Genomic DNA, 13,993 nt, shown 5'->3' on the forward strand with positions numbered 1-13,993 from the left:
AAGGACCACCTACCCCACTGCTCGGCAACTGGATGACCCGCGAGCAGGCGTGACCACACGGAGGATGGAACTATGACCGCAACCAAGAGCATGGGCGCTTCGAAGAGGTTGGAGGCGGTGCCGCGTATTGCGTGTATCGAACCCGATGTGCAGACCGCAGCTTTGCCGATCAGGGTCGATCGTCACGGCAACCCGCTCACCCACGAGAAGGTCACCGCGATCGATGAACGGAGGCGGCGCGAGCCCGAGCATCCAGAGACCTGCTCGCCGGGTTGGTGCTTGGTTCGGCCATTGATCACGAACGGCCGCGTGTGGCATTGGGACGGTTATCACCGGGCGGAGGTTCGGACCGTTCACATCGAGTGGGGCCTGACGATCCAGGTCGGCTTTGGGCAAAGCGCCGACGACGATGAGCCGGTCGTGCATCTGCGCGCCTTGGAGAACGACTGTAACGGCGAAGCGCCATACGATGTCGTGATGTCACCAGCTGAAGCACTCGCGACGGCCGCTCACCTGAAGCGGGCCGCCGACGAGGTCCGCGACATCAAGCGATGGAACTCGGAGAACGGTGCCGCGTAATAAGGACTTGAACTTCGTGGACGACCGGCGTCACGTGGCTGATTGGCCAGCGCACATCGTGCTGACTACAGAAGAGCCGTTGATCATCAAGTAACCGCCCTGAAGCAGATTGTCGGGTCGCTCCGGTTGCCTTATCAGCAAGCGGAGCGACCCGACATGTTGCGCAGTTTGAGCCTATGTTGGCAGCTGACCGAGCTTGTTCAGCATCGCCTTCCTGCGGGCCTCATAGGCTTCCAGTTCGGCTTCTGTTGCATGGCAGCCGCGCCTGGCGAGGTATGCGGCCGTGCGGGTGAGGCTGTTGATCTCGGTGACCGGGGTGTGGCTGGGCAGGTTCGCGGAGACCATGCGGTCTTCGATGCCGTCGTGGCGGGCGTTGTGCCGGGTGCCGCTGTTCTTCTCCATGTGACCCTGGCACCAGTCGTCCAGCTCGGCGGCGGTCTCCACTGGTTCGGTAGTGCCTCCAGGCAACCGGCTGGCCAGGAATCGGCCGGGCCGTTCCCACGGCCTGTCCAGCGCGTCCTCCCACTGATCCACCACGGCGGCGTACTGGTCGCGGGCCTGCTCGATGGTCGTGTCCAGGGCATCCGCGATGTCGACCCACCGGCCGCCACGCTCGCGGGCATAGACCACCGAACGTGCCAACACGTCCTGAGCCATGGCCAAAAGTCGGGCGGCGTGGTCGACGTATTCGTACGGGACGCCGTAGTCGTCGCTGACAGTCGGGACTCCACCAGCGGCAAAGTCGGCCGCCTCCCGATAAGCAGAAGACAGCGCCAGCCGGGCCAGGGCTCGGCGCGGGTGGGTGAGGTCGGCCGGGCCGGGTGGCACAGCGGGAAGCTGGCCAGTCATGCCGTGCCCCCTCGTACCTGGCGGTCTTGGGCAGCAGGCGGGATTCGCCCTTCGCTGCGCCATTGGCGCAGCACGGTTCGGCCGTAGTTGTTCGTGCCTGCTACCCGGTCCAACTCGGCGCCGGTCGGCGTGCGCCCATGGGCCTGCTCGCGCTCGAAGTGTGCCCACATGATCTCTTGAGCAGTTGGCTCCGTAGTCGGCGAGACCTTCGCGAGAGCGATCACCTGGCCAATCTCACCGCTCTCGGTGTTGGTCTCGCCGCCTTGCTCGACCACCGGAGCGGCCTGATCAGTCTCGGTGTGCTGCCGAGAGCGAGGACCATGGGCCAGCAACTCGACGGCCAAGAGCAGGGCCACCGGAGGCCAACCCGCGACCAGGACCGGCTGCCATGCCAGTGTCGGGGCGGCGGCGATGTTGGCCGCGAGCGACATGGCGATCCCCAGCCAGAACGACAACCAGACCGCAACCCGCCCCCGGCGGCTGGTCCGTTGGCCGGCCTTGAGTACCCCAACCGTTGCCAGCAATAGCAAACCGTCTACCGACAACGGCCACAGCGAAGCACTCGTCGGGTCGGAACCGCCGATCAAGGCGTACTCGCGCTGATGCTCATAGGACGCGTACGCGGCGACACCCGCCACGATCAACGCACACCCACGCCGTACCCAAATATCCAGAGGCGCCTTTCCACGCCGCTCGGTAACCTCGGTCACCCGGCATCACCGCCCTGGCCACGGCGGCGGCGCGGGATCTCGACTGTGGTGGAAACCAGCAGCTCACGGCGGCTTTGGCTCCGTGCAGATGTTGTACGAATCGCGGTAGGGGTACGCGCCACCAGTCCCGGTTGGTGTAACTGGCAGCACTGCGGACTTTGACTCCGTCAACCCAGGTTCGAACCCTGGACCGGGAGCCGGCCCCGCGCTGGGCGGGGCCGGTCCGGGTGCCTACATCGGTGCGACAAGGGCCTCTGACGCCTGGGGGATCATCGGGGTGCAGAACTCGTTGATGAACACCAGGGTTCGCCTGCCGATCGCCTGGATCGGCGGGGTGAGGTCCTGGTTGGCCATAGTGGTGATCTGGCGGGCGCCGTCCTCGGTGTTCATGCTCCAGGTGTTGTAGCCGGGGATGTCGCCGCCGTGGCCCCATGCGGCGACGTCCTGCCCACAGATCGCGTTCAGTGGGATGCGCATCAGGCCGAGACCGTAGTCGTAGCCCTGGTATTTGCCGTCCGGACCGACGGCCGGGATGGTGGCCTTCATCTGGGCCAGCAGGTTCGGTGGCAGCAGTCGGCCGCCGAGCAGGGCGTGGAAGAACCGGTTCAGGTCGGGCGCGGAGGAGATCATGTCGCCGGCGCCGAAGTAGCGGCTCAGGTTGTACGCGGTGACGTCGGTCAGGCCGTGTGGTGCCGGGTAGGCCTGCTCGTAGCCGTGTGCCGCCGGGTTCAGCAGGAGCGGGAAGTCCCGTGGCAGGGAGGTGTCCCACAGGTGCGACGGACCGGTGATGTCTTCGGCCAGGAGGCGTTCGAAGCGTTTGCCGGTGACCTTCTCGACCAGCCGGGCGAGCACGTTGTAGCCGGTGTTGGAGTACGAGAAGCTGGTGCCCGGTGGGAACAGCAGTGGCTGGATCGTGCTGTCGTGGATGGCCTCCGTTTCGTCGAAGTGCACGAACCGTTCGGTGTCGAGCTCCTCGACCGACGTCCATGTGTACTGCGGGGCGAGGTCACGCGGGAGTCCGCTGCGGTGCTGCAGGAGTTGCCGGACGGTGATCGGCTCCGGATACGGCAGCAGGCCGGGCAGGTACTTGCCGATCGGTTCGTCCAGCCCGATCCGGCCGGCCGCGACCTGCTGCAACACGAGCGTGGCCACGAACGTCTTGGACACGCTGCCGATCCGGAACCGCCCGGACGGATTCGGCTTCGCGCCGGTGCGGACGTCGCCGACACCGCTGGTGCCACGCCAGTCGCTCGCCACTGCCAACATCCCCGGGTTGCCCGCGGCGACAGCCACGTCCATCGCGGCCTGGCGCGGGTCGACACTCGCCGCGGCGGGGCCGGCGGCCCCGAACCCGACGACGGACACAGCGGCGATCATCGAGACAAGGCGTCTCAGGTTCACGAATCCTCCCCAGAAGTCGTAAGAACCAGGCCATCGTGCCGCGAGTTGACCACAACTGTCAAGCTGTCGTTTACGCAGCACGAAATAGATTCCTTGCTGCCAGCGGGTTTTCTGGAGATCCGTCACGAAACAGCACGTTTTCATGGAAGGCCGGCGCCGGCGCCCCACGAGCCGGCCGTCGACCGACCAGTAACCGCCCTGTGGGACATCGCGGGGCGGTGCGTACCATGCGGGCGTTGTCCAGGCGACCAGCGGAGGCAGTTCTTTGACCGGCGAAGTCCCGACCGTTCAGCTCAGCAATGGTGCGCACATGCCGCAGGTCGGGTTGGCAGCGGTGTCGACCACCACAGTGGCCGAGGCCCTGGCTGCCGGGTATCGCGGCTTCGAGGTCGCCGACCCGGACGTTGGCCAAGCGCTTGTTCGGTCAGGCGTGCCGAGGCACGAGCTGTTCGTGACGACCCGGATGGCCGAGTCGCCGCGCGCCTTCGAGGAAAGCCTCGCCCGGCTGCGTATGGACTATGTGGACCTGTGCCTGCTCGCCGCGCCGGTGGACGACTTCGTGCAGGCGTGGAAGGGGCTGGAGAAGGTCGCCGCCGACGGCCGCGCGCGGGCCATCGGGGTCTGCGACTGTCTCATCCCGCACCTGCGCCGGCTCAGCGAGGAGACCAGCACGGTGCCGGCGGTGAACCGGGTCGAGCTGAATCCCGGGCACGTCCAGCCGATTCTGCGCGCCTACCACAGCGAGCACGGCATCACCACGCAGGCGTACCGGCCACTCGGTGACCTGGTCGGGAACGACGAGATCGGCTTCATGGCCCAGAAGTACGGCAAGACGCCGGCGCAGATCATCCTGCGGTGGCACGTCGAACTCAAGCACGTGATCTCGGTCGAGCCGACGGCGCCGCGCGAGTACATCGACATCTTCGACTTCGAGCTCGCCGAGGACGACGTGCTCGCACTGTCCGAAATGGCCTAGGGCGCCAACGGATCCGCTTCCGCGGCAAGCGTTCTGGGTTCGGGCGACGGACGGCGGGGTTCACGCACACCCGCGTCGCCGCCGACCGGACGGAACCGCACCCGGACGCTGTCCCAGCGGTACAACGTGGTGCCCGGGGGCGGGTCCTGTGCCGTGATCACGTAGGTGCCTGGCCAGGTCAAGGCGCCCAGCGGTGGCCCGTCGGGGTCTGGCTGGGCCAGGGCCAGCCCGGCGTCCGTGCAGACTTGCCGGCCGACGACGACCGGCAAGCCCACGACGTCCGGGACGACCACTCGGTCGGCATGGCGTTCCATACCACCGAGTGTCCGCTCAACCGGTGTACGCGTCCAGCGGCGGGCAGGAGCAGACCAGGTTGCGGTCGCCCTTGGCGCCGTCGATCCGGCGGACCGGCGGCCACACCTTCGCCGTCGCCGTCCCCGCCGGGTAGGCGGCCTCCATCCGGGTGTACGGGTGGTTCCACTCCCCCGCCAGCGACGCCGCGGTGTGCGGGGCGTTGTGCAGCGGGTTGTCGTCCGCTGGCCAGTCACCGGCCGCGACCCTGGCGATCTCCGCCTTGATCGCGATCATCGCGTCGCAGAAGCGGTCCAGCTCGGCCAGGTCCTCGCTCTCGGTGGGCTCCACCATCAGGGTGCCGGCCACCGGGAACGACATCGTCGGCGCGTGCAGGCCGTAGTCGGCGAGGCGCTTGGCCACGTCGTCCACGGTCACCCCGGTGTCCTTGGTGATCTGGCGCAGGTCCAGGATGCACTCGTGGGCCACGAAACCGCCCGCACCCGTGTACAGCACCGGGTAGTAGTCGTTCAGCCGACGAGCCACGTAGTTGGCCGCGGCGACCGCGGTCAGGGTGGCCTTGCGCAGGCCGTCAGCGCCCATCATCCGGACGTACGCCCACGAGATCGGCAGGATCGACGCGCTGCCCCACGGCGCCGCGCTGATCGGGCCGACACCGCTCTTCGGGCCGGCCAACGGCTGCAGCGGGTGGTTCGGCAGGAACGGCGCCAGGTGCTCGCGCACGCCGATCGGGCCGACACCCGGGCCGCCGCCACCGTGCGGGATGCAGAACGTCTTGTGCAGGTTCAGATGCGACACGTCCGAACCGAACTTGCCGTACTGCGCCAGCCCGATGAGGGCGTTCAGGTTCGCACCGTCCACATAGACCTGACCGCCCGCGTCGTGCACCAGCGCGCAGACCTCGCGCACGGTGTCCTCGTACACGCCGTGGGTCGACGGGTACGTGATCATGATCGCGGCCAGGTCGTCCCGGTGCTCCCGGACAGACTCACGCAGGTGGTCCATGTCGATGTTCCCGTTGTCGTCACAACGGACCACGCTCACACGCATGCCCGCCATGACCGCGCTCGCCGCGTTGGTGCCGTGCGCGCTCGCCGGGATCAGCACGACGTCCCGGGCGCCTTCACCACGGTCGCGGTGGTACGCCCGGATCGCCAGCAGGCCGGCGAACTCGCCCTGGCTGCCCGCGTTGGGCTGCAACGAGATCGCGTGGTAGCCGGTGATCTGCGCCAGCCAGTCCTCCAGGTCGGACACGATCTCCAGCAGGCCGGCGGCGTCGTCGGCGGGCGCGAACGGGTGCAGCGCCGAGAACTCCGGCCAGGTGATCGGCTCCATCTCGGCGGTGGCGTTCAGCTTCATCGTGCACGAGCCGAGCGGGATCATGCTGCGGTCCAGCGCGACGTCCTTGTCCGACAACGCCCGCAGGTACCGCAGCAGCGCGGTCTCCGACCGGTGGGTGTGGAACACCGGGTGGGTCAGGTAGTCCGACGTGCGCAGCAGACCATCGTCGATGACGTCCGAAGTGGACTCGTCCAGGTCGTCCGCTGCCGCGGTGACGCCGAATGCCTGCCACACCAACGAAAGGTGCGCCCGCGTGGTCATCTCGTCACACGAGATCGACACGTGGTCGCCGTCGACCTGCCACAGGTTCACGTCCAGCTCGCGCGCGGCCCGCACGACCTCCGACGCCCGTCCGGGCACCCGGACCCGGAGCGTGTCGAAGAACTGTGCGTGCACGACGTCGACCCCGGCGGCCCGCAGCCCGGCCGCCAGCACGGTCGTCATCCGGTGGGCACGCGACGCGATCGCCTTCAGGCCCGCCGGGCCGTGGTACACCGCGTACATCGAGGCGACGACCGCGAGCAGGACCTGCGCGGTGCAGATGTTGCTCGTCGCCTTCTCGCGGCGGATGTGCTGCTCACGTGTCTGCAAGGCCAACCGGTACGCGATGGCGCCGTCCGCGTCGGTGCTCACACCCACGAGCCGGCCCGGCAGCTGACGCTCCAAACCCTTGCGTACGGCCATGTATCCGGCGTGCGGGCCGCCGAAGCCCATCGGCACGCCGAACCGCTGGGTGGTGCCGACCACGACATCGGCGCCGATCTCGCCCGGCGACCGCAGCAGGGTCAGCGACAACAGGTCCGCCGCTACGACCACCTGGATACCGCGCTCGTGCGCGTCGGCGATCAGGCCGGCCTGGTCGCGAACGGCACCGCTCGCGCCCGGGTACGACAGCAGGACGCCGAAGAAGTCGCCGTCGGGCAGGCCCGTGGACACGTCCGCGACGACGATCTCGATACCGAGCGGCTCGGCCCGGGTCTCGATCACCGCGACGGTCTGCGGGAACGTGTCCGCGTCCACCAGGAACCGGGACGACTTCGACTTGCCGCCCCGGCGGACCAGGGTCATCGCCTCGGCGGCGGCGGTCGCCTCGTCGAGCATGGAGGCGTTCGCCACCGGCACGCCGGCCAGGTCGGCCACCATGGTCTGGAAGTTCAGCAGCGCTTCGAGGCGGCCCTGGGAGATCTCGGGCTGATACGGTGTGTACGCCGTATACCAGGCTGGGCTCTCCAGGACGTTCCGCAGGATCACCGGCGGGGTCACCGTGCCGTAGTAGCCCAGACCGATCATCTGCGTGACCGGACGGTTACGCGCGGCAAGCGCCCGCAGCTCGGCGAGGGCCTCCGCCTCGGTGGCGGCCGGTCGCAGGTTCATCGCCGGGTCGTTCTCGCGGATCGACGCCGGGACCGCGCGCGCAGCCAGGTCGTCCAGCGAGGAGACGCCGACGGTGTCCAGAATCCGAGCAAGGTCGTCCGGCCGGGGACCGATGTGCCGGTCGGCGAACGGGGTACCGTGCTCCAGCGCGGCGAGGGAAATCCGGGCTTGCGTCAATTCGGCCTCCGGGCGGGATGCGGGCGTGCGTCGGCGCCCTCCCCCTCTGTCCATGCCCGAAGGCGCCTGAGAGTTTCACCCGCGCGAACGCGAGCTTTCACCGTCGGCGGGGCCAGACCTCAGCCCGCTTTCCAGAGGCGTCTCCCTCGCACGGTCCTTTTGCCTGAGAGGTTCCGGGGAGGAATTGCTCCTTCGGCGCCGGTTTGCCGGACTCTCCCGAGCGAGATCAGCGACTGCCAGGAAAGGATACCGCCTGCCCGTTCCCAGTTCCCGTAACCGGGGGGTCAACTCACGCTGCGGGTCCGGCGCCGGGCCGACAACTCGTCCTCGTGCTGGACCAACTCGCCCCCGTCGGCGCGCTCCGCCGGGAACTCGTGGATCGATCCACTGATCTCCCGCATGGCGCCGCTGACCGCGATCCCGAACACGCCTTGCCCGCCCTGCAACAGATCCACGAGTTCCTCGGGCGACGAACACTCGTAGACCGTCGTCCCGTCACTGAACAAGGTGATCTTGGCGAGGTCGCGGACACCGCGCCTGCGGAGGTGTTCCACCGCGACCCTTATGTTCTGCAGCGACACCCCAGTGTCCAAGAGCCGCTTGACCACCTTCAACACCAGCAGGTCCTTGAACGAGTACAGCCGCTGGCTGCCTGATCCCTGAGCGGTCCGGATCGACGGTGCGACCAACCCGGTGCGGGCCCAGTAGTCGAGCTGGCGGTAAGTTATCCCCGCGATCTGGCACGCGGCCGGCCCCCGGTAGCCGACCAGCTCGTCCGGCAGCGAGGCGTCCGGGAACAGCTCACCCTGTTCACCTGCCGCCACACCGGCGAGCGGACTGTCGGGCCGTTGCTCGATCACGCCGTCCTCCCATCGTCCCCGGCGCTCCACCCCCAGGAGTGGAATCCGCCGGTCATGAGCGTCCGCCGGGGCGACCACCCGCAGGTCACACCGTCGTAAGTTCGCTCATGTCTGAAGGTAGGACGGCCGGGCGACCCGGTCAACGCGACGCGCGGAGAGCGGGTGACGTGGTACACACCACTCTGGGGCTAACGCGGACACCAGTGGTGTGTGCTCAGGTGTCCGCGCCCCTAAAATCCTCCGGGGAGACCGAGTCGAGGAACTCGCGGAACTTCTCCACCTCGTCCTCCTGCTCGTCCGGGATGATCAGGCCGGCCTCGGCCAGCACGGCGTCCTCGGCGTGGATCGGCACGCCGATCCGCAGGGCGAGCGCGACCGAGTCACTCGGCCGGGCGGACACCCGGATGTCCCCGTCGAAGACCAGTTCGGCGAAGAACGTGCCTTCCCGCAGGTCGGTGATCCGGACCTGCTCCAACTCCCGGCCCAGCGCCGCGATCACGTCCTTGAGCAGGTCGTGCGTGAGCGGCCGGGCCGGCCGTACGCCCTGCTGTTCCAACGCGATCGCCGTAGCCTCCACCGAGCCGATCCAGATCGGCAGGTACCGTTCGCCTTCGGTTTCGCGTAGCAACAAGATCGGCTGGTTAGCGGGTAGTTCGACCCGCACGCCAACGACGCGCATCTCGCTCATCGGCCATCGCCTCCCTCGGCATGCTCAACCGCGACGACCCCCGCTCGACTTGAGGATCGCGCATCGTCACCTTCGACGCTACCCGCCATCCGGGCCTGACGCCTGACTTCCCAAGTATCCAGATCGATCACGATGTACCAAGTGCCGCGCTCTTCACGATGTGTTTACCCCGCGCAGCCCGGCCTTGACCAGAAGTGTGTGCAGCGCAACCGAAAGCGCGGCGAGTTCGCGTAACACCTCGTCCACCCGGCCGCGCGCCTTGAGGTCACGTTGTCGATACATGGGGGTCACGATCTGTTCCAGCAGACCGACCTCACGGTCGGCGGCGGCCCGGAAAGCCCTGAGGTGCCGGGGTTCGATGCCGTACTCGGCCATCGCCCGCACCACCCGCGCGAGGTCGAGGTCGGTGGTGTCGTAGAAGCCCGCCGGACCCGGCCTGATCAGCCCGAACTGTTCCAGCTCCGCCAGGGTGCCCGAGTCGATCCCGGCCGTGGCGAGCAGCGTCTCCCGGGTCAGCCGCCGCTCCGCCCGGGGCTCGAAGTCGGCCGCGTCCGGCAGGCCGGCGACGAGCGGGCTGGCGACGAGCGGGCCGCGGGGGCCGGTTTCCCGGTCCGCCGCGGCCAAGTGCTCCTTGATGACCTTCAGTGGCAGATACTGGTCACGCTGGGCGCGCAGCACATATCTCAGCCGCTCGACGTCAGCGCCGGTGAACTGCCGGTAACCGGACGCGGTCCGGCCCGGCTGGACCAGACCCTCCGCCTCCAGAAACCTGATCTTGGAGATGGTCACGTCGGGAAACTCGGCACGCAGCTCACCCAGCACCGCACCGATGCTCATCCCGTCGCGCAGTGGCCGGCCGGCCGCTGACACCCGACGCTATCCCTGGTTGCCGGTCAGGAACACCAGGCGGAACTTGCCGATCTGCACCTCGTCGCCGCCGGCCAGCACGGCCTGGTCGACCGGCTCCCGGTTGACATACGTGCCGTTCAGGCTGCCGACATCGATCACCACGAAGTCGCCGCCTTCCCGGCGGAACTCCGCGTGCCGACGGGACACCGTGACGTCGTCGAGGAAGATGTCGCTGTCCGGGTGCCTGCCCGCGCTCGTGGTGTCCCGGTCCAGCAGGAAGCGGGACCCCGCGTTGGGGCCACGCTTCACCACGAGCAGCGCGGAACCGGCCGGCAGCGCGTCGATCCCGGCGACCTGCGGCTCCGGCGGGGCCGGCGGCTCGCCGCCCACGTCGGCGAGGAAGTCGGCCCGGAACACGGAGGTCCGCTCCGGAGACTGCTCCGGCGGAACGCCGGGTCCGTCGTTCGTGCTCACCTGAGCTCTCCTCCTGCTGCTGTACTCGCTTGTTCCGCCAAACGTACCGTGCTCGTCGTACGACGAAGCGGCTGGTCCCCGCTTTCGGCGAAACCAGGCGAAGATCCTTCTCATGCCTGACCGGTGAGCTCGCCGTAGGCCGCCGCGTCGAGCAGGTCACCGAGAGCGCTTTCGTCGTCGATCTTGAGCTCGAACATCCAGCCCTCGCCGTAACTGTCGGAGTTGATCAGCTCCGGGGTGTCCGCGAGGGCCTCGTTGACCGCGGTGACCTCGCCACCCACCGGGGCGTAGATCTCCGACACGCTCTTGGTGGACTCGACCTCGCCGACCGCGTCCTTCGCGGCCACCGTCGCGCCGACCTCGGGCAGCTGCACGAACACCACGTCACCGAGCTGCTGCTGGGCGAAGTCGGTGATGCCGATCCGGACCGTGCCGCCCGCCCTGGTCTCGATCCACTCGTGGTCATCCGTGTACTTCAGGTCTTCCGGCGTCACGTCCCCGTCTCCTTCTGCGCATACCGACAGCCGTGTGTTGGCTGGCAGCTTAGAGTGGCCGGGCTCGCCGGATCGCGGTGACCGCCTGCAAGACGTAGATCGCCCCGGACCAGACGTACAGCGCGACACCCCAGACGGTGAACGCGTAGGCGATCGGACGGGCGATATCGGCCGCCGTCGAGTCCAGTTGGGCGAACAGCAGGAACGGGAACGCGTAGAGCAGGACGAACGTGGCGCCCTTGCCGAGGTAGAGCACGTCGGGCGGGCCGTAGCCGTTCCTACGCAGCAACGGCAGGCAGACCAGCACGGCGAGATCCCGGACGACCAGCACCAGCACGACCCACAGCGGCACGATGTCGCGGACGACGAACGCGACCATGGCCGCCAGGGTGTAGAGCCGGTCGGCGAGCGGGTCGAGCATCGCGCCCAGCCGGCTGGTCTGGTTGAGCCAGCGGGCGACCTTGCCGTCCAGCCAGTCGGTGATCCCGCTGACCGCGAACACCACGATCGCCCAGCCGTCCTCCTGAGGACCCAGCAGCAGCCAGAGGAACAGCGGCACACCGGCCAGCCGGAGAACGCTCAAGGCGTTGGGAACGGTCCAGAGTCGATCGCCTTCGAGCACATGGTCATGCTAACCGGCGCTGGTCACGCGGCTCCCCAGGCCACGTCCGCGGCGGTCAGCTGGCGCGGCGGGTCCGGGTCCAGCCGCGGCTCTCGAGCTCCGCGTGGGTGAACGCCTGCGGGCGGCCGCGGTCGTCGCAGCCCACCCAACGGGACCGGCCAAGGCCCATCTCAAGCACGTACGCGTGCCCTTTGCTCCACACGACGCTGCACGGGATCGTGGGCAGCTGGGCGATATTGCTATTGCTTGTCTCGGGATCTGCCTCGTTCATGTCCCCCACCTCCACCTGGGGTGTCGGCCGGCGGAGCCGCTCCGTTAGCCGCGGGACCGATCATGCCCGAAACTCGTCATTGCCATTCCCAATTGGGCAGTGTATGGCGCCGATCGGCGCGTAGCGGGCGCCGACCGGCAAAAGATCATTTATCCGGAACGATCGGGGACGGCGCGTCAGCCGTCACCGGGGCGTCGCCCAGCGGTCACGCCGTTGTCGGTTCGACTGACTGTGACCAGGTCAGCGGGTATGGTGCCGGACTCGCCGGCGGTCGCGGCGAGTTCTGCGCCGAGCGGTTCACCCGCCGGCTTCCCGTTCCCGCCGAGCCAGCTGGCGACCGCGGCGACGACACAGGCCGCGATGGCGAACCAGAACGCCACGTGCAGCCCGTCCGCGAACGGGCCGGTGATCAGGCTCGGGAAGAAGCTCCGGCCGGTCAGGTAGCCCGCCTGGTCCGGCGGCAGCTGGCCGACCACCGGGCCGAGCAGCTGCTGGATCGGGTTGTAGCCGAGGAACGCGGCGAACAGCACGGCCACGGCCGGGAGCTGGGCCACCTGGTCGGCGTTGGCCTGGGGCACGCCGTGCGCGGCCAGGCCCGTGCTCATGGCGCTGGGCAGACTCGACGACAGCCCCGCGATGATCAGGCTAAAGAAGATGCCGATGGACAGCACCATCGCGGCGTTCTGGAACGTGGCCGTCATGCCTGCGCCGACGCCGCGCGCGTTGTCCGGCAGGCTGCTCATCACGGCCGACCGGTTCGGCGACGAGAACATGCCCATGCCGATGCCGTTCACCACGAGCAGGACCGCGAACAGGACGTAGTTGAAGTTCACCGGCAGGATCGTCAGCGCGAAGAAGGTCACCGCCGTGACGACCATGCCGCCGGTGGCCAGGCCGCGCGCGCCGATCCGGTCGGACAGCACGCCGGACACGGGCGCCGCGAGCAGGAAGCCGACGGTCATCGGGAGCATGTAGATGCCGGCCCACAACGGCGTCTCCTCGAAGGAGTAGCCGTGTTGCGGCAGCCAGATGCCCTGCAGCCACATGATCAGGATGAACTGCAGCCCGCCCCGGCCGAGGGACGCCATCAGGTTGGCCACGTTGCCCCACGTGAACGCCTTGATCCGGAACAGCGCCAGGGTGAACAGCGGGTTCTCGGACCGCCGCTCGATCAGCACGAACCACGCCAGCACCAGCACACCGCCGACGAGCGCGGCCAGCACCCACGGGTTGCCCCACCCCATCGGGTGCCCGTCGTAGGGCTGGATGCCGTACGTGATCGCGACGAGCACGGCGATCAGGCCGACCGCGAACGTGATGTTGCCGCCCCAGTCCATCCGGGCCCGCTGGGTGATCCCGGTGTCGTGCAGCTTGAGGTACGCCCAGACCGTGCCGACCACGCCGAACGGCACGGACACCAGGAACACCCAGTGCCAGTTCACCGGCGCGAGCACACCGCCGATCATCAGGCCGAGGAACGAGCCGGCGATCGCGGCGACCCCGTTGATGCCCAGCGCCAGGCCGCGCTGGTTGGCCGGGAAGGCGTCGGTGAGGATCGCGCTGGAGTTGGCCATCAGGAACGCGCCGCCGATGCCCTGCACCACGCGCCAGCCGATCAGCCACCACGCGGCCGCGTCCCCGCTCATCCAGGTCGCCGCCAGGAAGACGGACGACACGGTGAAGATCAGGAAGCCGAGGTTGTACATCCGGGCGCGGCCGTACATGTCGCCCAGCCGCCCGAACGTCACCACGAGCACGGCGGTGACCACCAGGAAGCCCATCATCATCCAGAGCAGGTAGCTGGTGTTGCCCGCGTCCAGCGGGTTCACCCCGATGCCCCTGAAGATGTCCGGTAACGCGATCAGCACGATGGACGAGTTGATCGTGGCGATCAACAGGCCCAGGGTCGTGTTCGACAGGGCGATCCACTTGTAGTGCGGCCCCAGCTCGGCGAGCGTCTTGTGCCCCGCACCCTTCCTGGCCACCACAAACCTCCTCGATCCGGTACGTCGAGAA

At 68.3% G+C, this 13,993-nt stretch carries 15 protein-coding genes, 1 tRNA gene and 2 riboswitches; of the genes, 3 read left to right on the top strand and 13 right to left on the bottom strand.

Going from position 1 to position 13,993, the window contains the following annotated elements; all coding sequences use genetic code 11:
* Positions 1-72: 72 nt before the first annotated feature.
* Complete coding sequence (locus tag EV192_RS50165) at positions 73-579, top strand: hypothetical protein (protein ID WP_132125908.1); 507 nt, start codon at positions 73-75, stop codon at positions 577-579.
* 174 nt (positions 580-753) lie between these two features.
* On the opposite strand, the gene EV192_RS50170 is transcribed toward EV192_RS50165, so the two are convergent.
* Both EV192_RS50170 and EV192_RS50175 read right to left on the bottom strand, forming a co-directional pair.
* On the bottom strand, positions 754-1,428 hold the full coding sequence (locus EV192_RS50170; protein WP_132125909.1) for a hypothetical protein: 675 nt from the start codon (positions 1,426-1,428) through the stop codon (positions 754-756).
* Positions 1,425-2,066 carry a DUF2637 domain-containing protein gene (locus tag EV192_RS50175; protein ID WP_243727591.1) on the bottom strand — a complete coding sequence of 214 codons (642 nt, stop codon included), beginning with the start codon at positions 2,064-2,066 and terminating at the stop codon, positions 1,425-1,427. The genes EV192_RS50170 and EV192_RS50175 overlap by 4 nt, the downstream gene beginning before the upstream one ends.
* A 197-nt stretch (positions 2,067-2,263) precedes the next feature.
* On the opposite strand from EV192_RS50175, the gene EV192_RS50180 reads away from it, so the two are divergent.
* Positions 2,264-2,335: transfer RNA gene (locus EV192_RS50180), tRNA-Gln, on the top strand.
* Positions 2,336-2,369: 34 nt separating this feature from the next.
* Here the strand turns inward: EV192_RS50180 and EV192_RS50185 are convergent.
* On the bottom strand, positions 2,370-3,539 hold the full coding sequence (locus EV192_RS50185) for a serine hydrolase domain-containing protein (RefSeq protein ID WP_243727592.1): 1,170 nt from the start codon (positions 3,537-3,539) through the stop codon (positions 2,370-2,372).
* A gap of 310 nt (positions 3,540-3,849) precedes the next feature.
* Between EV192_RS50185 and EV192_RS50190 the strand changes: the two genes are divergently transcribed.
* A complete protein-coding gene (locus EV192_RS50190; protein WP_132125910.1) occupies positions 3,850-4,515 on the top strand; it encodes an aldo/keto reductase in 666 nt (221 codons plus the stop codon).
* On the opposite strand, the gene EV192_RS50195 is transcribed toward EV192_RS50190, so the two are convergent.
* The 10 genes from EV192_RS50195 to EV192_RS50240 all read right to left on the bottom strand — a co-directional run bounded on the left by EV192_RS50195 (position 4,512) and on the right by EV192_RS50240 (position 13,962).
* A complete protein-coding gene (locus EV192_RS50195; RefSeq protein WP_207926917.1) occupies positions 4,512-4,829 on the bottom strand; it encodes a PASTA domain-containing protein in 318 nt (105 codons plus the stop codon). The two genes, EV192_RS50190 and EV192_RS50195, sit on opposite strands and share 4 nt — an antisense overlap.
* Positions 4,830-4,845: 16 nt before the next feature.
* Entirely contained in the window at positions 4,846-7,773 is a 2,928-nt protein-coding gene (gene gcvP / locus EV192_RS50200; RefSeq protein ID WP_132125911.1) for an aminomethyl-transferring glycine dehydrogenase, read from the bottom strand.
* Positions 7,756-7,860: riboswitch (glycine riboswitch) on the bottom strand. (Overlaps the previous gene by 18 nt.)
* Positions 7,861-7,948: riboswitch (glycine riboswitch) on the bottom strand.
* Between the two features lie 55 nt (positions 7,949-8,003).
* The gene (locus tag EV192_RS50205; protein ID WP_132125912.1) at positions 8,004-8,579 is read right to left on the bottom strand and encodes a MerR family transcriptional regulator; all 576 of its coding nucleotides are present in this window, start codon (positions 8,577-8,579) and stop codon (positions 8,004-8,006) included.
* A 214-nt stretch (positions 8,580-8,793) separates the two neighbouring features.
* The gene (locus EV192_RS50210) at positions 8,794-9,267 is read right to left on the bottom strand and encodes a bifunctional nuclease family protein (RefSeq protein ID WP_132125913.1); all 474 of its coding nucleotides are present in this window, start codon (positions 9,265-9,267) and stop codon (positions 8,794-8,796) included.
* A gap of 153 nt (positions 9,268-9,420) precedes the next feature.
* On the bottom strand, positions 9,421-10,137 hold the full coding sequence (ftsR, locus tag EV192_RS50215; protein WP_481730876.1) for a transcriptional regulator FtsR: 717 nt from the start codon (positions 10,135-10,137) through the stop codon (positions 9,421-9,423).
* Between the two features lie 6 nt (positions 10,138-10,143).
* Positions 10,144-10,590 (bottom strand): glycogen accumulation regulator GarA, encoded by a 447-nt coding sequence (garA, locus tag EV192_RS50220; RefSeq protein ID WP_132125914.1) that lies wholly within the window; start codon positions 10,588-10,590, stop codon positions 10,144-10,146.
* Positions 10,591-10,700: 110 nt separating this feature from the next.
* Positions 10,701-11,084, bottom strand: a complete 384-nt coding sequence (gcvH, locus tag EV192_RS50225; RefSeq protein ID WP_132125915.1) for a glycine cleavage system protein GcvH — start codon at positions 11,082-11,084, stop codon at positions 10,701-10,703.
* Positions 11,085-11,133: 49 nt separating this feature from the next.
* Positions 11,134-11,706, bottom strand: coding sequence for a cardiolipin synthase ClsA (gene clsA, locus EV192_RS50230; RefSeq protein ID WP_132125916.1), 573 nt, complete (start codon positions 11,704-11,706; stop codon positions 11,134-11,136).
* Positions 11,707-11,761: 55 nt separating this feature from the next.
* Positions 11,762-11,977, bottom strand: a complete 216-nt coding sequence (locus EV192_RS50235; RefSeq protein WP_132125917.1) for a hypothetical protein — start codon at positions 11,975-11,977, stop codon at positions 11,762-11,764.
* Positions 11,978-12,153: 176 nt separating this feature from the next.
* Positions 12,154-13,962 carry an MFS transporter gene (locus EV192_RS50240; protein WP_132125918.1) on the bottom strand — a complete coding sequence of 603 codons (1,809 nt, stop codon included), beginning with the start codon at positions 13,960-13,962 and terminating at the stop codon, positions 12,154-12,156.
* Positions 13,963-13,993 lie beyond the last annotated feature (31 nt).

The organism is Actinocrispum wychmicini (assembly GCF_004345645.1).
GTDB classification, from domain to species: Bacteria; Actinomycetota; Actinomycetes; order Mycobacteriales; family Pseudonocardiaceae; genus Kibdelosporangium; species Kibdelosporangium wychmicini.